Genomic DNA, 18,972 nt, shown 5'->3' with positions numbered 1-18,972 from the left:
GTGGCCTCGCGAAGCGAGGTCGGATGAGGGGTGATCCAGCTTGGCACCGACAGCACTCCGTCCAGCACCCCTCTTCCGTCTCGGCGCTGCGCGCCGATCCACCTTCACCCACAGGGGGAGAAGGCAAGGGATGCCGCCGTCAGGAGCGCGGTCTGCTCTTTTGCGGATCATAGTGGGCGAAGGGCACGACGCGCGCCGGCAGCCGCTTGCTGTGGCCGTCGAGCTTCCCGATCTCGACCTCGGTGCCGATCGCGGCATGGGTGACGTCGAGCCTGGCCAGCGCGATGGTCTTGTTCAGCACCGGCGAACGCATGCTCGAAGTGATTTCGCCGATCTGGGCGCGGCCGACATGGACGCAATCGCCATGCCCAACCGCGACATTGGCGCCGATGTCGAGGCCGACCAGCTTCCTCTGCGGGTTTTCCTTGCGCCGGATCAGCGCCTCGCGCCCGATGAAATCGTCGGTCTTGGTCATCAGCGGCACCGTGAAGCCGATGCCGGCCTCGAACGGATCGGTCTGGTCGGAAAATTCGTAGCCGGCAAAGATCAGACCGGCCTCGATGCGCACCATGTCTAGCGCCTGCAATCCCATCGGCTTCAAGCCATGCGGCTGGCCGGCCTCCCAGATGACGTCGAACGCCTTTTCGGCGTCGCGCGGATGGCACCAGATCTCGTAGCCGAGTTCGCCGGTGTAGCCGGTGCGCGAAACGACGACCGGAATGCCGTTGCCGCCGCCGATCCGGGCGACGGCGAAACGGAACCATTCGAGCTCCTCGATCGACGGCTGCAGCGGCGAAGTCCAGATGATCTCCTTCAGGATGTCGCGGCTCTTCGGTCCTTGCACGGCGACATTGTGCATCTGGTCCGTCGACGAACGCACCAGCACGTTGAGGCCGAGTTTCGTCGCGGTGTCGCGTAGCCATTCGCCGGAAAGATCGTCTCCGCCGACCCAGCGGAAATTATCCTTGCCGAGCCTGAGCAGCGTGCCGTCGTCGATCATGCCGCCATGCTCGTAGCACATGGCGGAATAGACCACCTGGCCGATGCCGAGTTTTTTTACGTCGCGGGTCAGCGTGTATTGCAGCAGCGCTTCCGAATCGGGGCCGGTGACCTCGAATTTGCGCAGCGGCGAAAGGTCCATGATCACCGCGTCCTGCCGGCAGGCCCAGTATTCGGCGATCGGCCCCTCCTTGGCGAAGGCGTTGGCCAGCCAATACCCCCTGTACTCGACGAAGTTGCGGGTGTGCCTGGCAAAGCTCGAATGAAATGATGTCTCGCGGGTCATTTTCGGTTCCGAATCGGGCGTCATGCGTCTGGCGATCGCTCGCGAGAATTTGTGCTGGCCGGAATAGGTCCTCACATGGATGTCGGTCAGGTTCCAGCCATTGGCCGGCGTCGTGTCGTCGGGGCAGGCGGACGAGACGCAGACGATGTCGGTCAAGGCGCGCAGCAGCACATAGTCGCCCGGCCGCGACCACGGCTCGTCGGAAACCATGACGCCATGCGCGTCGATCGCCGTGTTGAAGAAGAAGTTGATCGCCATCCAGCCGGCGCGAGGATTTACACCCTTGTCCGACAGCGCACGGTTGAAATTCTCCGAGCAGTTGGGGTGACCGGGATAGCCGATGTCGTCGTAATATTTGGCAGCGCAAGCGAGCGCGAACGCATCATGCCGACCGCAAGTGTCCTGCACGACCTCGACCAGCGGCTCCATGTCCTGGTCGTAATATTTTGAGTGCAGGCCGGGCATCGGGTAGCTCGAACCCATCAGCGTGCGGGTGGTCGTCACGTCGAGCGGATGGTCGCGTCCCTTGTCGAGCTTGCGCGCCGAAAAGCACTGGAAGTCCGTGCATTGGCGCCCGTCGACATCGATGATCTGCAAATAGTCGCCAGCTTTGACGAAGTAGGATTCGGCGGTCGCCGAATGGACGCGCAAGTCGAGCACTGGATCGGCCAGCGGGTCCCCAAGCTGCGACTTCGCCGCCGGGCGAATGGTGGCGCGCCGCACAATGATGCTGAGCGGCGTCGCCGTGTCATGGCCGTCGACCAGCATAGGACCACCCGGGGCGGCGATGAGCATCGAGCCATTGCGGGCTACGGTAAAACTCTGTTCGGTGCCGGCAGGGGTGGCGCCACCGAAAACGCGAACCGTCTTTGCCTGGTCCAGCTGCACCTGGCGTCGCTCCAGCCCCCGGCGCAAGGAAGCGAGGCTGTCGTCGCCATCGGCCAGCAGCGCCTTGATGCCGGCGGCATTGCTGTTCGATTTCTCGCCGAAAATGCCGGCATCGGTCGCGCCGGTCTTGTCCCATGCGAGCAGCTCGCAGGCCTGCCCGCCTTCGACATTGCGCACGCTGATCGTGTCGCCGGCCTCGACGTCGATAAGCACCGCGCCATTGCCGTGAACAAAATAGCGCTCCATGCCAGCCGGCAGCGCCATCTGGCCGGGCCGCAGGATCAGGCTCGGCCGGGGCGGTCCGGCGGCGACGGCGGGGTAGGGCGACTGGCTCATCTCAACCCCAGTTTCGAGAAACAAGTTTGCCTGTACGTGAAATTATTTTAGCGGCAAGAATAGGCGGCAAGGCCGTATTTGGCAAGGTGAGGCTTCGTGCCGGCCGCAGACACGCGGATGAAACTTTACGCGAATTCCTCGGAATGCCTGATGTCGACGCCGTATTCGGCGGCCGCGTCGAGCATTGTGTGCCACAAGCTTTCGGCGAAGGTTGCAAACACCAGAAGATTGAACACCGCCTGCCCATCCGGCCCGTCATGGCCGCGCCAGAGATTGACGCTGGTATGGTCGATCGACGTCGCGGCAGCGGCGCCGATCGGAAACGCCGTCGGGTGCAGATCGATCGACGACAATTTCGCCAGCATGGTGCGCGCCTTGGCTCCCGAGACGCTGATCCAGGCGCGCGCATGCGACTGGTCCGACAGCGAGGCGGATTGCGAAAACACCTGGCTCAATGTGTTTATCGTGTACTTACCGCCCTTCGATAAGACGAGGAACTGATCCGGTCCCGACCAGATGAGCATCACGTCCGAAGCGCTGACCGCCTTCGGCACATCCGGAGCCGCCAAGCCGAAACGGGCTGTGGTGGCGCTCGCCAGTTCCGCCCCTTTGCCGCGCCGCGCCATCACCTGGATCAACTCGAAATTGCGAACTTCAGTGAGGAAAATGCCCGGCGCGACCTCGCGCTCGCTATAAGCGCCCGCAACAAGCGCGCGTTCCAGCGGACTGCGGGGAAGCCACGAAAATTCAGCCACGCTGGCGCCCTCCATCCGGATCGTAAAAGACGGGATTGCACAGCTCGACATCGTAATCCTCGCCGCGGAGCGGGTCATGCGCATGGACGATCTCGCCGATCCGCTCGCGCCCGCGCTCGACAAGCGCCAGCCCAATCCACTGGTCGAGCGTCGGCGAGAAGCAGACCGACGTGACATAGCCCTGATCGTTGGCGAAACCTGGTATCTCGCCCTTCGGAATGATATGTGCGCCGGAGCGCAGGCGGCGCGTCTTGTCGGTCGGCCTGATGCCAACCACAACCTGCCGATCCGCTGCCGCCAGCGCCTCGCGCCCGGCCATGACGCGGCCGATAAAATCCTTCTTGGTCGACATCATCTTGCCAAGACCGAGGTCGGCGGCCGTCGTCGTGCCGTTCAGCTCCGGTCCGGCGACATGGCCCTTTTCAATGCGCATGACGCCGAGCGCCTCGGTGCCATAAGGCGTCACGCCGAATTGTTTGCCGGCCAGCATCAGATTGCGCACTAGCGCGTCGCCGTAGCGGGCGGGAACGGAAATCTCGAACGCCATCTCGCCGGAGAACGAGATGCGGAACAGCCGTGCCTTGATGCCGCCGCGAAGCGCTACTTCCCGCGCCCCCATGAACGGGAACGCCTCATTCGACAAATCCTCGGCTGGATCGATCATTTCTCGAAGCAGGTCCCGGGTCTTCGGCCCGGCGATCGAGAATTGCGCCCACTGGTCGGAGACGGATGTCAGCTGCACGTCGAGTTGAGGAAACAGCACCTGCCGGCAGAATTCGAGATGCTGCATCACCGGCCCTGCTTTGGCGGTGGTGGTGGTCAGAAAATAATGGTCCTCGGCCAGCCGCGACGTGGTGCCGTCGTCATAGACCATGCCGTCCTCCCGCAGCATCAGCCCGTAGCGCGCTTTTCCCACCGCAAGATTGGAGAAGGTGTTGATGTAGACGCGGTCGAGGAAGGCGCCGGCATCCGGTCCGTGCACGTCGATCTTGCCAAGCGTCGAGACGTCGCAGAAGCCGACGCCAGAGCGCACCGCCTTGACCTCGCGGGTGACCGATTCCAGCCAGTCCTTCTCGCCGGCGCGCGGATACCATTGCGCGCGCTTCCACAGGCCGGTGTCGACGAACACCGCGCCCTGTTCTGCTGCCCAGTGATGCGATGGCGTCAGCCTTGTCGCATGGAAGTTCTCATCGCGATGATGGCCGGCAAAGGCGCCGATGGCGACCGGCACATAGGGCGGACGGTAGATCGTCGTGCCGGTCTCGGGAATGGATTTGCCTGATACCGCCGCCAGGATGGCGAGGCCGGCGACGTTCGAGGTCTTGCCTTGGTCGGTGGCCATGCCGAGCGTCGTATAGCGCTTGAGATGCTCGACCGATTCAAAGCCTTCGCGCTGCGCCAGTTCGATGTCCGAAGCGGTGACATCATGCTGGTAGTCGACAAAGGCTTTGCCTTTGCCTGCGACATGCCAGAGCGGAGCCAGCGAAAAAGCCTCGTCGTCGGCGACTGGCGGCGTGCCGGCATTGCCGTCGTGTCCGGCACTGTGTGCCGCTGCCGCACCGGCGGCAAACCCTTGGCTCAGGCATGCGCCGAGGCCGAAGGCGCCGTTGGCAGCACCGGCGGCCACCATGCCCGGAGGGGCGCCGTCCGGCACGAAGGCTGATATATCGTCCTGCCATTTCGGCCGGCCGCGATGGTAGGACGTCAGCCCGACCGCCGGGTTCCAGCCGCCGGAAACGGCAAGTCCGTCGGCTTCGACTTCCGCGCGTGCGCCGCCGGTCAGCGATATCGAGATTTTCCTGACACCGTCCTTGCCGCCTTCGACACTGGCGACCGAACCGTTCAGCACGGGAAAGCCGGCTTTGGCGGCAAGCGCGCGATGCGCGGCGGACACGTCTGGGCGAGCATCGACGACGGCCGCGATCTGCAATCCGGCACTGAGCGCCGTCTCGACTGTGCGCCAGCCATCCTCATTGTTGGTGAACAGGGCGATCCTCTTCGCAGGGGTCGCCGCATAGCGCGCGACATAGGTCCGCATCGCCGAAGCCATCATCACGCCGGGCGTGTCATTGCCGGCAAAGACGATCGGCCGTTCGATGGCGCCGGCGGCAACGACACAGCGCTTGGCCACGATCCGCCACAGCCGCTGGCGCACCTGGTGTTCGGGTGGCGAGAGCAGATGATCGTTGACCCGTTCGATCGCGCCATAGGTGCCGCCATCATAGACGCCAAACAGCGTCGTGCGGTTCATGATGCGAACATCGGGCAGCGTGGCGAGTTCGGCCAGGGTGCGGGAAGTCCATTCGGCCGCCGGCATGCCGTCGATCGTGCCGCCGTCGGCAAGCAGGCGGCCGCCAAGCGCAAAATCTTCCTCGCACAGGATGACGCGGGCACCGCTGCGACCGGCGGCAAGTGCTGCCGCCAGCCCGGCCGGGCCGGAGCCGGCGATCAGCACGTCGCAATGCGCCCAGGCCTTGTCGTAATGGTCGGGATCGGCGACGCCCGGCGCGCGTCCAAGCCCTGCGGCGCGGCGGATCGCCGGCTCGTAGATCGCTTCCCAGAACTTCGCCGGCCACATGAAGGTCTTGTAGTAGAAGCCGGCGACGAAGATCGGCGAGAACAGCTGGTTCACCGCCATCAGGTCGTGGCGCAGCGACGGCCAGCAGTTCTGGCTGGCCGCTTCCAGACCGTCATAAAGTTCTGCCGTGGTCGCCTTGGTGTTCGGCTCGCGCCGCGCGCCCGTGCGCAGCTCGACCAGCGCGTTGGGTTCTTCCGAGCCTGATGTCAGGATGCCGCGCGGCCGGTGGTATTTAAACGAGCGGCCGACCAGCTTGACGCCATTGGCGATCAGCGCCGAGGCAAGGGTGTCGCCCTGGAAGCCGGCAAAGGTTTTGCCGTCGAAGCGAAAGTTCAGCGGCGCCGAGCGGTCGATGAGGCCTCCGCTCTCCAGCCGGTGCGTCTGCGCGTGACTAACCATCAGGCGCCAACCTTTGCAGCGCCTGCGCCCGCCGCCGGCTCGACCGAGGAAATCTGGTGTGTCAGCGTGTTGCGGGTGATCTTCAGCCAGGCCCGGCAGCCGCCAGCATGGTACCAATGTTCGCTTATCGCACCGGCAATGTTGTCGCGCAGGTAGACATAGTCGAACACGTCATCCTCCGGGGCGCCGGCTGCCGGACGCACCGGCTTGGCGTCGCCGAGATAGCTGAACTCGCCGAGTTCGCGTTCGCCGCAGAAGGGACAGACAATACGCATGCTTTTTGGACCGTCCTCAGTGCAGGTTCGGTTGGGCGCCGACGCCCTTTTCATCGATCACAGCACCCCGCCGGAACCGGTCGAGGCGGAACCGCGCCGCTTCTGTGTGCAGTTCGTCGCGGGCCAGAAGATGGGCAAAGACGAGGCCGGAGCCGGGCGTCGCCTTGAAGCCGCCATAGCACCAGCCGGCATTGAGATAGAGCCCTTCCACCGGCGTCTTGTCGATGATCGGCGAGCCGTCCATCGACATGTCCATGATGCCGCCCCACTGGCGCAAGAGGCGCACGCGGCCGATCATCGGCATCAACGCCATGCCGCCCTCGCAGACGTCTTCCATGACCGGCATGTTGCCGCGCTGGGCATAGGAATTGTAGCCATCTATGTCGCCGCCGAAGACCAGCCCGCCCTTGTCGGACTGGCTGACATAGAAATGGCCGGCGCCGAAGGTCATGACGTTGGGGAGCAGCGGCTTGATCGCCTCGGAGACGAAGGCCTGCAGCACATGGCTTTCGATCGGCAGGCGCAGGCCCGCCATCGCCGCGACACGCGACGAACTGCCGGCGACGGCCATGCCGACCTTGCCGGCGCCGATTGTGCCGCGCGAAGTCTCGACGCCGGTCACTTTGCCGTTGGCGTCGCGCGAAAAACCTGTCACCTCGCAATTCTGGATGATGTCGACGCCGAGCGCGCTCGCCGCATGGGCGTAGCCCCAGACCACCGCGTCGTGGCGCGCCGTGCCGCCGCGCCGCTGCAGCAGCCCGCCTTGCACGGGAAAGCGTGCATTGTCGAAGTTCAGGAACGGCATCATCTTCTTGACCGCCGCCAGGTCGAGCAGCTCGGCGTCGATGCCGTTGATGCGCATCGTGTTGCCGCGCCGCGCATAGGCGTCGCGCTGCGCATCGGAGTGGTAGAGGTTGATGACGCCGCGCTGGCTGACCATCGTGTTGTAGTTGAGATCCTGCTCCATGCGCTCCCACAGCTTCATCGACAGTTCGTAGAAGCCGGTGTTGCCGGGCAGCCCGTAATTGGAGCGGATGATGGTGGTGTTGCGGCCGGCATTACCGGAGCCGATCCAGCCTTTTTCCAGCACGGCGACATTCCTGATGCCATACTCGCTGGCCAGGAACCACGCCGTCGCCAGGCCGTGGCCGCCACCGCCGATGATCACCACGTCGTAGTGATCCTTCGGGCTGGCGTCGCGCCAGGTGCGCTGCCAGGTCTTGTGACCGGAAAACGCGGCGCGGGCGAGGGAGAAGATCGAGTATTTCATAAATCTATTCCGAGATCGCTCGCGCCACGCAGCACCTTTCTTGGCGCATCGGAATCATCCGAAAACCGCTTCACACTTTTCGGTCGGATGCTCTAGATATCCAGCGTGTGGTCACGCTCCCACTGGGTGAAGTGGGAAGCATAGGAATTCCATTCCTGGTGCTTGAGCTTTAGATAAGCCGACGAGAATTCCTCACCCAGCGCCGCCTTGAGCGATTTGTCATTGTCGAACTCGCGCAAAGCATCGAGCAGGTTGAGCGGCAGCTTCGGCGCACCCTCCACCGTATGGCCGAACTGGTACATGTCGATGTCGTAGCGCTTGCCCGGATCGGCCTTCGAGCGGATGCCGTCCAGGCCGGCGGCGATGATGACGGCCTGCAGCAGATAAGGGTTTGCCGCGCCGTCGGGCAGGCGCAGCTCGAAACGGCCGGGGCCGGGCACGCGCACCATATGGGTGCGGTTGTTGCCGGTCCAGGTCACCGAGTTTGGCGCCCAGGTGGCGCCCGAAATGGTGCGCGGCGCATTGATGCGCTTGTAGGAATTGACCGTCGGATTGGTGATCGCAGCAAGTGCGGAGGCATGTTTCATGATGCCGCCGAGAAAATTCTTGCCCTTCGCCGACAGGCCGAGCTCCATGGCGTTGTCGGCAAAGACATTGGTCTTGCCGTCCTTGTCCCACATCGAGATATGGGCATGGCAGCCATTGCCGGTCAGGCCGGGGAATGGTTTTGGCATGAAGGTGGCGCGCAGGCCGTGCTTTTCGGCCACTGATTTGACCATGAACTTGAAGAAGGAATGCTTGTCGGCGGTCGCCAGCGCGTCGTCGAAGGCCCAGTTCATCTCGAATTGGCCGTTGGCGTCCTCATGGTCGTTCTGGTAGGGGCCCCAGTCGAGTGCCACCATGTGGTCGCAGATCTCGGCGATGACATCGTAGCGGCGCATCACCGCCTGCTGGTCGTAGCAGGGCTTTGACGCCGTGTCGTATTCGTCGGAAATCGTCTTGCCGTCCGGCGAGATCAGGAAGAACTCGGCCTCGACGCCGGTCTTGACATGCATACCGTCGCCGGCCGCCTCGTCAATCAGCCGCCTCAGCGTGTTGCGCGGCGCTTGCTCGACCGATTTTTCGTCCATAATGCAATTGGCAGCAATCCAGGCGACTTCCGGCTTCCACGGGAGCTGGATGACCGAATCCGGATCCGGCACCGCCAGCATGTCTGGATGCGCCGGCGTCAGGTCGAGCCAGGTGGCAAAGCCGGCAAAGCCGGCGCCGTCCTTCTGCATGTCGGTGATGGCTTGCGCCGGCACCAGCTTGGCGCGCTGCCCACCGAACAGGTCGGTGTAGGAAATCATGAAATATTTGACGCCGTTCTCTTTGGCAAAGGCGGCGAGATCGTTCCCCATTGTAGTTCCTCGCTTATGGCATTCTTGGTGGTTGATATATCTTAGAAGCCGTTCTTCCCCGGTATCCAGTTGGTGCCGGCCAGCGGTACGCCGGCCATGGCGGCGGCTTCGATCGTCAGCGCGACGAGATCCTCGGGCTCGAGATTGTGCAGGCTGTTCTTGCCGCAGGCACGCGCGATCGTCTGCGCCTCCAGCGTCATCACCTTAAGATAATTCGCCAGCCGTCGGCCGGCCGCTATCGGATCGACCCGTTTCATTAGTTCGGGGTCTTGCGTGGTGATGCCGGCCGGGTCGCGCCCCTCATGCCAGTCGTCATAGGCGCCGGCGGCAGTGCCGAGCTCGTTGTACTCCGCCTCCCAGCGCGGGTCGTTGTCGCCGAGCGCGACAAGTGCGGCCGTGCCGATCGACACCGCGTCGACGCCGAGCGCCAGCGCCTTGGCGACGTCGGCGCCATTGCGGATGCCGCCGGAGACGATCAGCTGCACCTTGCGGTGCATGCCGAGATCCTGCACTGCCTGCACCGCCGGCCTGATGCAGGCAAGCGTCGGCTGGCCGACATTCTCGATGAACACTTCCTGGGTGGCGGCGGTGCCGCCCTGCATGCCGTCGATCACGACGACGTCGGCGCCTGACTTAACCGCAAGGGCTGTGTCGTAATAGGGCCGCGCGCCGCCGACCTTGACGTAGATCGGCTTTTCCCAGTCGGTGATTTCCCGCAGTTCCAGGATCTTGATTTCCAGATCGTCAGGCCCGGTCCAGTCGGGATGGCGCGAGGCCGAGCGCTGGTCGATACCCTTCGGCAGCGTGCGCATTTCGGCGACGCGGTCAGAGATCTTCTGGCCAAGCAGCATGCCGCCGCCGCCGGGCTTGGCGCCCTGGCCGACGACGATCTCGATGGCATCCGCCCGCCGCAAATCGCGCGGGTTCATGCCGTAGCGCGATGGCAGATACTGGTAGACCAGCGTCTTGGAATGGCCGCGCTCTTCCTCGGTCATGCCGCCGTCGCCGGTGGTCGTCGAGGTGCCCGACAGCGTCGCGCCGCGGCCGAGTGCTTCCTTCGCCGGGCCGGAGAGCGACCCGAAACTCATGCCGGCGATGGTAATCGGGATTTTCAGTTCGATCGGCTTTTTCGCATGGCGCGAACCCAGCACCACGCTGGTGTCGCAGCGCTCGCGATAGCCTTCGAGCGGATAGCGCGAGATCGAGGCGCCGAGCACCAGCAGGTCGTCGAAATGCGGAAGCTTGCGCTTGGCGCCGGCGCCGCGAATATCATAGATGCCGGTCGCCGCCGCGCGGCGGATCTCGGAGAGCGTGTAGTCGTCGAAAGTCGCGGATTTGCGCGGCGTCGTCGGCGGGTTGCGATAGGTCATTGAGCCTCAATACGCGTCGGCGTTGTCGATGTTGAAATTGTAGAGCGTGCGCGCCGAGCCGTAACGCTTGAACTCCGCCGCCTTGACGCCGGTCGCGCCGGCACGGTCGAGAAGGCCCTGCAGGAGTTCCAGATGCTCTGGCCGCATCTCCTTGGCGATGCAGTCGGCGCCGAGGCTTTCGACCTTGCCGCGCACGAACAGCCGCGCCTCGTAGATGGAATCGCCGAGCGCGTCGCCGGCATCGCCCAGCACCACCAGATTGCCGGATTGCGCCATGAAGGCCGACATGTGGCCGATATTGCCGTGGACGACGATGTCGATGCCCTTCATCGAGATGCCGCAGCGCGACGACGCATTGCCTTCGATGACCAGCAGCCCGCCCCTGCCGGTGGCGCCGGCATACTGGCTGGCATCGCCTTTGACCGTAATCGAACCCGACATCATGTTTTCGCCGACGCCGGGTCCCGCCGAGCCATGCACGGTAATGGCGCTGCCGTCGTTCATGCCGCCGCAATAATAGCCGACGCTGCCGCGGACTTCGATCGTGATCGGCTGGTCGACGCCGACGGCGACCGAATGGGTGCCTTTCGGGTTCAGCACTTCCCAGGCGGTCTGGTTCGAACCAGGGGTCAGATTGTGTAGCGCCTGGTTGAGCTCGCGCAGCGGCATTTCGGCCAGGTCGAAGACCGTCGACGCTCGACGCTGCCCATGGTCTTGCTCGCGGGTCGCCTTGGAGACGTTGATTGCCGGCATGAGCTCAATGCTCCCAGAAATAGACGGTTGCGGGCTCGGGCTCCCAGACCCTCGCATTGTCGATGCCGGGCAGCTTGGTGAGCGCGCGATATTCCGAGCCGAAGGCGACATACTGGTCGGTCTCGGCCATGACGGCAGGCTTGCAGGCGATCGGATCGCGCACCACGCCGAAGCCGTTCTTGGTGCCGACGACAAAGGTGAAGAAGCCGTCGAGGTCGCTCAGCGTGCCTTCCAGCGCCTCGCCGAGATTCTTGCCATGCGCCATCTGCGAGGAGAGATAGGCGGCCGCGACTTCGGTGTCGTTCTCGGTCTCGAATTTCATGCCTTCGCGGATCAGCTCGCGACGGACATTGTTGTGATTGGACAGCGAGCCGTTGTGCACCAGACACTGGTCGGCGCCGGTCGAGAACGGATGCGCGCCCATCGTCGTCACCGCCGATTCCGTTGCCATACGGGTGTGGCCGATGCCGTGCGTACCGGTCATGCTGCGCACGTCGAAGCGATCGACGACCGCTTCGGGCAAGCCGACCTCCTTGTAAATTTCGACGACATCGCCGGCGCCCATGATGCGGATATCGGGGCGCAGCGCCTGGATGGCCTCGCGCACTTCATCGATCTTGTCGGGCGTGGTCCTGACGACCGCATGCGTCGATTTCACTGCGATGTTCACCGGCGTTCCGATCGCCCTGGCGAGTTCGGCGTCAAGGTTGCGGAAATCGTGCTCCGGCTTGGCCGACTGGATGGTGATCTTGGCCTCGTTGCCGGATGGCGCTCCATAGATGGCGATGCCGGCGCTGTCGGGACCGCGATCGCTGAGCGAGATCAGCATCTCCGAAAGCATCGAGCCGAGCCGGGGCTCGAGCGACTTGTCCTTCAAAAACAGTCCGACGATTCCGCACATGTCAGGCTCCCGAGATGAGGTATGATTTAGCTGCTACCAGCTTCATGAGTCGAATTCAACTCGTATGAAAGTTTTTTTCATCTTGGACAAGTCGTCTGGCGCAAATGACGCGCCAGACGACCGCCGGCGACTTAATGGCGGTCGATCGCCTTTCTCGTCTCATCTCCAGTGCGATCCGCAGCCATATCGGCCTCGATTTCAGCACTCTCGTGGCGCGTCTGGAGGACGTGCCATCCGATCCAGAAGACGAGGCCGATGATCACCATCACGACTTCGGAACCCTGAAACGGGTAGATCGCGCCGACGTCCTTGAGGTCCACGGCCCAGCTTTCCATTCCATTGGTAGACATTGCGGTTCTCCTTGCCCGTTGACTATTTGATCATGGCTTTTTCGGCGGTTCCCACTTCGCGGACCGACGCCTCGAAAGCATGATTGAGGGCGAAGTCGACGCCCTCGAGTTCCACCTTCGCCGGTACGCGCAGGAGGTTCATGCTGTTGAGGATCTTGCAGACCACGAAGGTGGGGACGAAACCGAGCACGAACATCAGCACCGCACCAGCGAAATTGCCGAGCGGGTTGATGTGCGCGAAGCCCTCATAGGGCGAGGACGGCTGTCCCCACAGCATGAAGCCCGCCACCACGACCCCGAGGAATCCGCCATAACCGTGCACGGCGACGGCGCCGACCGCATCGTCGATCTTGAAGCGGCGTTCGACGAAATAGTGCAGCTTGTAGCAGATGGTCGGGATGATCGCGCCGATCAGCAGTGCCTGGATCGGGTGATAGAGGTCATTGCCGGCTGAGGCCGAGATAATGCCGCAAAGCCCCATCGAGAATGTCCAGAAGGGGTCGCCTTTAGAGACGATGTAGCCGGCCAGCATACCGCCCGACAGCGACATCAGGAAGTTGAAGGTGATCGCCGAGAGCGTGGTCGGCGCGAGATAGATGTTGGTCGCCGTCCAGGTCTCGCCGGTGATCTGGCCGGCAATCGTGGCCGGGCTGATCAGCGGAATGTTGCACGCGGCGTAGAAGCCCCAGAAGCCGGTGAAGATCAGGAACAGGCCGATCGTGACCAGCCACACATTGTGAGGTGGGATATCGCGCGCCGTGCCGTCGGGCCTGAACTTGCCGATGCGCGGACCCAACACGATGAGAAAGGCGAGTGCCGCTCCGCCCGCGATCGCGTGCACGACGCCCGATGCATAGGCATCATGATAGCCCCAGAGCTTCACCATCCAGCCTTGCGGATGCCAGCCCCAGGACGCGTCGAGGATCCACAGGACCGAACCGACCAGCACCGCGACGATCCAGAACGCACCCGAGCGCACGCGTTCTATGATCGAACCCGAGATGATCGACGCCGTCGTGATGGAGAACAGCAGGAAGGCGCCCCAGAACACGCCATTGAGGCGATGCCACAGCGCGGCATCGGTAGGGGTGACCCCCGTCTCGCCTGGATTGACACCGGAGAGGTGGGTGCCCATCAGCGGATTCCATGGTTCGGCAAATGGTGCGGTGACAAGTCCGCCGGCGATGCCCGGCCCATTGGGGAAACCGAAATAGATCCACCAGCCGAAGAAATAGAACGTGATCGTGACGAGCGGGATCGCCATCGCGTTCTTCATAAGCGTTTTCAGATGATTTCGCCGGCGCGACACGCCGACCTCGTACATGCAGAACCCGACATGGATCAGGAACATCATGACGATGGTCACCCAGTAATAGAATTCCGTGAAAATGGTCGTTAGAGCGTTGAGATTCCCTTCCATTTCATGTCCCCTCCGTTCAGTTGCGTTCCTTGCCTCTGAGTAAAACTTTTTGCATCTTAGTATTGCGCGCTTTTGGAGTTTTGAGTCAATATGGCGCAGACCGTCGCCGGGCCCTCAGTGCCCTTGAGCGGCGAAACACCGGCAATCGTGTGAGGAGAAGCAAGTCCATGACCGCATCCTGGAGATTTTCGACCTTGGCGGATCGCCATCGTGCGCTCGGTTCGAAGCTCGAAGACTGGAGCGGGATGGGCACCGCCTGGACCTACGACAAGAACGCCGACGAGGAGTATATCGCCATCCGCACCAAGGCCGGGCTGATGGACGTGTCGGGCCTGAAGAAGGTCCACATCACCGGGCCGCATGCCTCGCACCTGATCGACCTCGCCACGACGCGCGACGTGGAGAAGATCTATCCCGGCAAGTCGGCCTATGCCTGCATGCTGAACGAGGCCGGCAAGTTCACCGACGACTGCATTCTCTACCGCACCGGCCCGAATGCCTGGATGGTCGTGCACGGTTCGGGCACCGGCCATGAGGAGTTGCAGCGCGCCGCCATGGGCCGCGATGTATCGCTGCGTTTCGACGACAATCTGCACGACCTTTCGCTGCAGGGGCCGATAGCCGTCGATTATCTGGCAAAGCATGTGCCGGGCATTCGCGACCTCAACTATTTCCACCACATGCAGACCCGGCTGTTCGGTTTTCCGGTGATGATCTCGCGCACCGGCTACACCGGCGAACGCGGCTACGAGATCTTCTGCCGTGGCCAGGATGCCGGCACGATCTGGGACACGATCCTCGACGAGGGCAAGAGCGCCGGCATCATCGCGTGCCGGTTCACCACGCTCGACATGCTGCGCGTCGAGAGCTATCTCTTGTTCTATCCCTATGACAATTCGCAGAAGTATCCGTTCGAGAACGAAGGCCCCGGCGACACACTGTGGGAGCTCGGCCTCGACTTCACAGTCAGCCCCGGCAAGACAGGCTTTCGCGGTGCCGAGGAGCACTACCGCCTCAAGGGCAAGGAGCGGTTCAAGATCTTCGGCGTGCTGCTCGAAGGCAAGGAGCCGGCCGACGAGGGCGCGCCGGTCTATCGCGACGGCAAAAAGGTCGGTGTGGTAACCTGCGCCATGTATTCGCCGCTGGTCAAGAAATCGATGGGCATTGCCCGGCTCGATGTCGACTGCGCCGTCCAGGGCACCAGGCTCGAGATCCGCAACCAGAGCGGCGCCATCAGCGCGACGGCCGAGCCGCTTCCCTTCGATGATCCGAAGAAGACCAAGCGCACGGCGAAAGGCTGAGGCATACTGAGAGAATGGCAGCGAAAAGCATCATCAGCCGGCCGGTCTACGGAACCCTGTCCCCGCAGCCCGGCAAGCACCATCTTTTCGTGGCGGATGCAGAAGGAGCGCTGGCCATAACAGACCTGGCCGCCAAGGCGCCCGATGGTTTCTTTGCCGATGCCCATATCATCTTCATCCCCGGCAATGACAGCAAGCATGTCGCCGCGCTCGAAGCGCTGAAGCCGGCGCAGTTCTACCAGGGGCCTTCCTTCGGCAGCGCCCTCCCGCGGCTTAAGCAGACGCTGGCCAACGCCCATATGGGCCTGCGTCTCTATCTCGCCGGCACCGAGGGGCTGATTGGCCAGGCCATGCAGGCGGCGCTCGAAGCTGGCATCGACCACACCTCCATCCAGACCGAGCACCGCGGCTCGCTGGCGCGCCGCATCCAATGCGTCCATTGCAAGGGCATCACCGAAAACGTGACGACGCAGCCTGCAACGTGTTCGCATTGTGGCCTGCTTCTTCTGGTACGCGATCACTATTCCAGGCGCCTCGCGGCATTCCAGGGCGTCTGCATCAATGCGGAAGACCGCAGCGAAATTCCTCCGACGGAGGAGATCTTTCGATGAGCACCGGCACAACCAAGCTTGACGTCGTGGTGAGCGATGTCGTTCCGGTCAACGAATTGGTCACGCGCTTCCATTTCCGCCGGCGCGACGGGCAGCTTTTGCCGACATTTTCCGGCGGCGCCCATGTTGTGGTGGAGATGCGCGACGGCGAGCGGACGAGGCTCAACCCCTATTCGTTGATGGGCTCGCCGCTCGACACACGCGAATACACGATCTCGGTGCGCCGCGACGACGTCGGCCGCGGCGGCTCGCTGTTCATGCACAGGCATGTCAGGCCCGGCATGGAGATGGTGATCAGCTTCCCGGTCAATCTGTTTTCGCTCGATCTGCGCGCCAGGAAGCATCTGATGCTGGCGGGAGGCATCGGCATCACGCCGTTCATGGCGCAGACCGCGCAGCTGGCAGCGGAAGGCGGCAATTTCGAGCTGCACTACACCTGCCGCACCGCCTCGCTTGGCACCTATGCCGATGTGCTCAGAGAGCGCTATGACCGCCGCGTCAGGCTCTATCACGACGACCGCGACGAGCGCATCGAGCTCGACCGGCTGCTGTCGTCACAGCCGCTCGGCACACATCTCTACGTCTGCGGCCCGTCCGGTATGATCGGCTGGGTGCGCGACCGCGCCGCTGCGCTGGGCTGGCCCACGGAAACCGTGCATTTCGAGCATTTTGCCGCCCCACAGCCCGGCGCCCCCTTCGACGTGACGCTGGCGATCAGCGGCAAGACGATCCGCGTCGGCGAGCAGCAGAGCCTGCTCGAGGCGATCGAGGCCGCCGGCGTCGATCCACCCTATCTCTGCCGCGGCGGCGTCTGCGGCCAGTGCGAAACCAACGTCATCGCGCATGACGGCAAATTCATCCACAACGACCATTGGCTGAGCGAGGAAGAGCACCGTTGCGGCAAGAAGATCATGCCCTGCGTCTCGCGCTTCGAGGGCAGGTCGCTGGTGCTGGAAAGATAGGAGGCGAGCTTGGGAATCACCTTTCGCAAGGAAACGTTCCGCGACGACTTCACGTTCAAAAACAGCCCGGAGCACATCAGGCGGTTTCCGTTCCCGTTCCACGAAGACAGCTACATGTATGCGGTCAATATCGAGCCGCATGTTCTGGGGCCGAAAGGCAGCGTCCTCGAAAACCTGATCGACGTCGACGAGCACTATGTCGCCGAGATGCAGGACCGCGCGCTGGTGCTGGCGGAAGACCCGCTGCGCTGCCAGTCGCTGCCGCACATGACCCTGGCCGGCTGGGACCTGCTAGAGCTTCTAATGGAACAGCAGGCGCTCGGTTATCCCGAGCATTTCACGCTGACGCGCGACGGCGACAAATGGCGCTGGATAAACCGGCCGCTCGGCATCGACGACAGCTTCACCTTCGGCGACGTGTCGACTCTGCCTTACGGGCCGATGGAATACATCACGCGGCAATCACAAGGCGATTTCTGCATCCTAGACCAGCGTGACGGCAACCTGTGGATGGATGCCGGCATGGTCACAACCCAGGCCGACTGGTCGCTCGATTTCGACATTGGCATGAACTTCTTCGAGTGGCACGCGCCGGTGCCGCTGGCGCATGAGAAGGGCATATTCACCCGGGCGCTGAAGTTCCTCACCAACATTCAGCAAGGCAAGCCGGCGCGGCGGCTGAACTGGACGATGACGATCAATCCGCGCCTCGACACCAGTCCGGAAAATTATCACAAATGGGGCCCGGACCGGGCGACGGTGACGCCCGAAAACGTTGGCGATAAGGTCCATCTGCGTGTCGAATTGCAGAGCTTCTGGCGGCTGCCGCGCTCGAACGGCATCGTCTTCCCGATCCGCTGCTACCTGATCAAGATGGATGAGCTGGTGACGCAGCCGAAATGGGCGCGGCGCCTGCACCGCGTCATCCGCGACCTTCCCGACGAGCTCGCCAATTACAAAGGCCTGACACGCTATCGGCGGACACTGGTCGAATGGCTGTCGAAGCTCGACGACGGCAGCCCGACGAGCCCGGGGTTTGGGCCGGACTAAGTTTCTGCCTGCTATGTTTGTGCCGCCCCTCAAGCCCTGGGTTCCTCGCCCCCGCTAGCGGGGGAGAGGTGGCCGCGAAGCGCCCGGAGAGGGGGCTTCGTAGGGCGCAGTCCCCCTCTCCGTCTCGGCTTCGCCGAGCCACCTCTCCCCCACTTCGTGGGGGCGAGGAACCCACGCTGGAATGAGGCGCAGTCCTTCGCAGACGAACCCGCTCAACCCGCACTACTCTGCGGATAGCAGATGATCGAGAGATAGCGCATCGGCAGTTGCGTCAGCTGTTCCGGGCCGTGCGGCGCGTCGGCATCGAAGAACAGGCTGTCGCCGGGCTTCATCGGATAGAGATTGCTGCCATGCCGGTAAACAACCTCGCCTTCGAGCATGTAGAGGAACTCCATGCCTTCGTGCTGGAAGGTCGGAAACACATCGGAATCTTCGGTCAGCGTGATCAGATAGGGTTCGACGACGACGCCGCTGGTGTTGGAGCCGATATGGCCGAGCAGATTGTACTGGTGGCCGGCACGCGTGCCGCGCCGCTCGACGTCGAGGCCTTCGCCGGCCTTGACGAAGACGGCGCTGCGCTCTTCCTCGAAACGGCGGAAGAAAGCGGTGACCGGAACACCGAGCGCCCGCGACAGTGCCTGCAAAGTTGTCAGCGACGGCGAAGTGATGCCGTTTTCGATCTTCGACAGCATGCCAAGCGAAATGTCTGTGGCAGCCGCAAGATCGGCGACGGTGATGCCGAGTTTTTTGCGAAACGCCCGCACCTCGCGACCGATCGCGACCTCCAGGACCTTTTCGCGGGTGTCGCGAACGGCGTGCGGGTCCTGGGTCAGTGGAGTCCGGATCGTTACCACCCCCTTCGGCGATGGCTTGGCCCTGGCGGCTGCCCCATTCCTGAAATTGGAAGCTTTCTTCGGCATCTCGCCACCCGGTTCTGCGGATTTATTTCACTCACGGTGAACATATTCGGTGCGGATACAGAGCGCAACTGCGACAGCAACCCACTTTATGTCGAACGGCGTGCTCTCCGGATTTCGGCCGTCGGCGGTTTTGCAGAAAATCCGGTCT

Annotated in this window: 16 protein-coding genes; 4 read left to right on the top strand and 12 right to left on the bottom strand. The window is 63.1% G+C overall.

From position 1 onward, the window contains the following. Positions 1-139 precede the first annotated feature (139 nt). The 11 genes from A9K68_RS26250 to A9K68_RS26200 form a co-directional block, all read right to left on the bottom strand. Positions 140-2,509, bottom strand: a complete 2,370-nt coding sequence (locus tag A9K68_RS26250) for an aminomethyltransferase family protein (RefSeq protein WP_065008337.1) — start codon at positions 2,507-2,509, stop codon at positions 140-142. A 125-nt stretch (positions 2,510-2,634) separates the two neighbouring features. After that, positions 2,635-3,264 (bottom strand): sarcosine oxidase subunit gamma family protein, encoded by a 630-nt coding sequence (locus A9K68_RS26245; RefSeq protein ID WP_065008408.1) that lies wholly within the window; start codon positions 3,262-3,264, stop codon positions 2,635-2,637. After that, positions 3,257-6,241 carry a sarcosine oxidase subunit alpha gene (locus A9K68_RS26240; protein ID WP_065008336.1) on the bottom strand — a complete coding sequence of 995 codons (2,985 nt, stop codon included), beginning with the start codon at positions 6,239-6,241 and terminating at the stop codon, positions 3,257-3,259. The genes A9K68_RS26245 and A9K68_RS26240 overlap by 8 nt, the downstream gene beginning before the upstream one ends. After that, positions 6,241-6,516, bottom strand: coding sequence for a sarcosine oxidase subunit delta (locus tag A9K68_RS26235; protein ID WP_065008335.1), 276 nt, complete (start codon positions 6,514-6,516; stop codon positions 6,241-6,243). The genes A9K68_RS26240 and A9K68_RS26235 overlap by 1 nt, the downstream gene beginning before the upstream one ends. A gap of 16 nt (positions 6,517-6,532) precedes the next feature. After that, positions 6,533-7,786 carry a sarcosine oxidase subunit beta family protein gene (locus tag A9K68_RS26230; protein ID WP_065008334.1) on the bottom strand — a complete coding sequence of 418 codons (1,254 nt, stop codon included), beginning with the start codon at positions 7,784-7,786 and terminating at the stop codon, positions 6,533-6,535. Between the two features lie 92 nt (positions 7,787-7,878). Beyond that, a complete protein-coding gene (glnT, locus tag A9K68_RS26225; RefSeq protein WP_065008333.1) occupies positions 7,879-9,186 on the bottom strand; it encodes a type III glutamate--ammonia ligase in 1,308 nt (435 codons plus the stop codon). A gap of 41 nt (positions 9,187-9,227) precedes the next feature. After that, positions 9,228-10,556 (bottom strand): FMN-binding glutamate synthase family protein, encoded by a 1,329-nt coding sequence (locus tag A9K68_RS26220; protein WP_065008332.1) that lies wholly within the window; start codon positions 10,554-10,556, stop codon positions 9,228-9,230. A gap of 6 nt (positions 10,557-10,562) precedes the next feature. Further along, positions 10,563-11,309 (bottom strand): GXGXG domain-containing protein, encoded by a 747-nt coding sequence (locus A9K68_RS26215; protein ID WP_065008331.1) that lies wholly within the window; start codon positions 11,307-11,309, stop codon positions 10,563-10,565. 4 nt (positions 11,310-11,313) lie between these two features. Next, complete coding sequence (locus A9K68_RS26210) at positions 11,314-12,210, bottom strand: glutamine amidotransferase family protein (protein ID WP_029355349.1); 897 nt, start codon at positions 12,208-12,210, stop codon at positions 11,314-11,316. A gap of 131 nt (positions 12,211-12,341) precedes the next feature. Next, positions 12,342-12,560: a hypothetical protein gene (locus A9K68_RS26205; RefSeq protein ID WP_029355351.1), complete on the bottom strand. Its 219-nt coding sequence runs from the start codon at positions 12,558-12,560 to the stop codon at positions 12,342-12,344. Positions 12,561-12,582: 22 nt separating this feature from the next. Further along, a complete protein-coding gene (locus tag A9K68_RS26200; RefSeq protein WP_065008330.1) occupies positions 12,583-13,980 on the bottom strand; it encodes an ammonium transporter in 1,398 nt (465 codons plus the stop codon). Positions 13,981-14,147: 167 nt separating this feature from the next. Here A9K68_RS26200 and A9K68_RS26195 point away from each other — a divergent pair, with 167 nt between their 5' ends. Genes A9K68_RS26195 through A9K68_RS26180 form a run of 4 tightly spaced genes read left to right on the top strand, consistent with a single transcriptional unit; the run spans position 14,148 to position 17,904 of the window. Continuing rightward, positions 14,148-15,281, top strand: a complete 1,134-nt coding sequence (locus A9K68_RS26195; RefSeq protein WP_065008329.1) for an aminomethyltransferase family protein — start codon at positions 14,148-14,150, stop codon at positions 15,279-15,281. A gap of 14 nt (positions 15,282-15,295) precedes the next feature. Next, a complete protein-coding gene (locus A9K68_RS26190; RefSeq protein WP_065008328.1) occupies positions 15,296-15,892 on the top strand; it encodes a dimethylamine monooxygenase subunit DmmA family protein in 597 nt (198 codons plus the stop codon). After that, complete coding sequence (locus tag A9K68_RS26185) at positions 15,889-16,854, top strand: PDR/VanB family oxidoreductase (protein WP_065008327.1); 966 nt, start codon at positions 15,889-15,891, stop codon at positions 16,852-16,854. Before A9K68_RS26190 ends, A9K68_RS26185 begins: the two co-directional genes overlap by 4 nt. Before the next feature lie 9 nt (positions 16,855-16,863). After that, positions 16,864-17,904: a DUF3445 domain-containing protein gene (locus tag A9K68_RS26180; RefSeq protein ID WP_065008326.1), complete on the top strand. Its 1,041-nt coding sequence runs from the start codon at positions 16,864-16,866 to the stop codon at positions 17,902-17,904. A 212-nt stretch (positions 17,905-18,116) separates the two neighbouring features. Here the strand turns inward: A9K68_RS26180 and A9K68_RS26175 are convergent, their stop codons facing one another. Next, positions 18,117-18,824 carry an XRE family transcriptional regulator gene (locus A9K68_RS26175; RefSeq protein ID WP_065008325.1) on the bottom strand — a complete coding sequence of 236 codons (708 nt, stop codon included), beginning with the start codon at positions 18,822-18,824 and terminating at the stop codon, positions 18,117-18,119. Positions 18,825-18,972 lie beyond the last annotated feature (148 nt).

This window comes from Mesorhizobium sp. AA22, from assembly GCF_001672375.2.
Classification (GTDB): domain Bacteria; phylum Pseudomonadota; class Alphaproteobacteria; order Rhizobiales; family Rhizobiaceae; genus Mesorhizobium; species Mesorhizobium wenxiniae.
The sequence above is the reverse complement of the archived record's forward strand: the minus strand, read 5'-3'. Positions and strand labels throughout refer to the sequence as shown.

What these genes read in the sequence shown, in the direction of transcription:
- A9K68_RS26220 (WP_065008332.1), bottom strand. Translation starts at nt 10,556, where the DNA reads ATGACCTATCGCAACCCGCCGACGACGCCGCGCAAATCCGCGACTTTC.
- glnT (WP_065008333.1), bottom strand. Translation starts at nt 9,186, where the DNA reads ATGGGGAACGATCTCGCCGCCTTTGCCAAAGAGAACGGCGTCAAATAT.
- A9K68_RS26205 (WP_029355351.1), bottom strand. Translation starts at nt 12,560, where the DNA reads ATGTCTACCAATGGAATGGAAAGCTGGGCCGTGGACCTCAAGGACGTC.
- A9K68_RS26210 (WP_029355349.1), bottom strand. Translation starts at nt 12,210, where the DNA reads ATGTGCGGAATCGTCGGACTGTTTTTGAAGGACAAGTCGCTCGAGCCC.
- A9K68_RS26190 (WP_065008328.1), top strand. Translation starts at nt 15,296, where the DNA reads ATGGCAGCGAAAAGCATCATCAGCCGGCCGGTCTACGGAACCCTGTCC.
- A9K68_RS26175 (WP_065008325.1), bottom strand. Translation starts at nt 18,824, where the DNA reads ATGCCGAAGAAAGCTTCCAATTTCAGGAATGGGGCAGCCGCCAGGGCC.
- A9K68_RS26230 (WP_065008334.1), bottom strand. Translation starts at nt 7,786, where the DNA reads ATGAAATACTCGATCTTCTCCCTCGCCCGCGCCGCGTTTTCCGGTCAC.
- A9K68_RS26235 (WP_065008335.1), bottom strand. Translation starts at nt 6,516, where the DNA reads ATGCGTATTGTCTGTCCCTTCTGCGGCGAACGCGAACTCGGCGAGTTC.
- A9K68_RS26195 (WP_065008329.1), top strand. Translation starts at nt 14,148, where the DNA reads ATGACCGCATCCTGGAGATTTTCGACCTTGGCGGATCGCCATCGTGCG.
- A9K68_RS26200 (WP_065008330.1), bottom strand. Translation starts at nt 13,980, where the DNA reads ATGGAAGGGAATCTCAACGCTCTAACGACCATTTTCACGGAATTCTAT.
- A9K68_RS26215 (WP_065008331.1), bottom strand. Translation starts at nt 11,309, where the DNA reads ATGCCGGCAATCAACGTCTCCAAGGCGACCCGCGAGCAAGACCATGGG.
- A9K68_RS26185 (WP_065008327.1), top strand. Translation starts at nt 15,889, where the DNA reads ATGAGCACCGGCACAACCAAGCTTGACGTCGTGGTGAGCGATGTCGTT.
- A9K68_RS26250 (WP_065008337.1), bottom strand. Translation starts at nt 2,509, where the DNA reads ATGAGCCAGTCGCCCTACCCCGCCGTCGCCGCCGGACCGCCCCGGCCG.
- A9K68_RS26240 (WP_065008336.1), bottom strand. Translation starts at nt 6,241, where the DNA reads ATGGTTAGTCACGCGCAGACGCACCGGCTGGAGAGCGGAGGCCTCATC.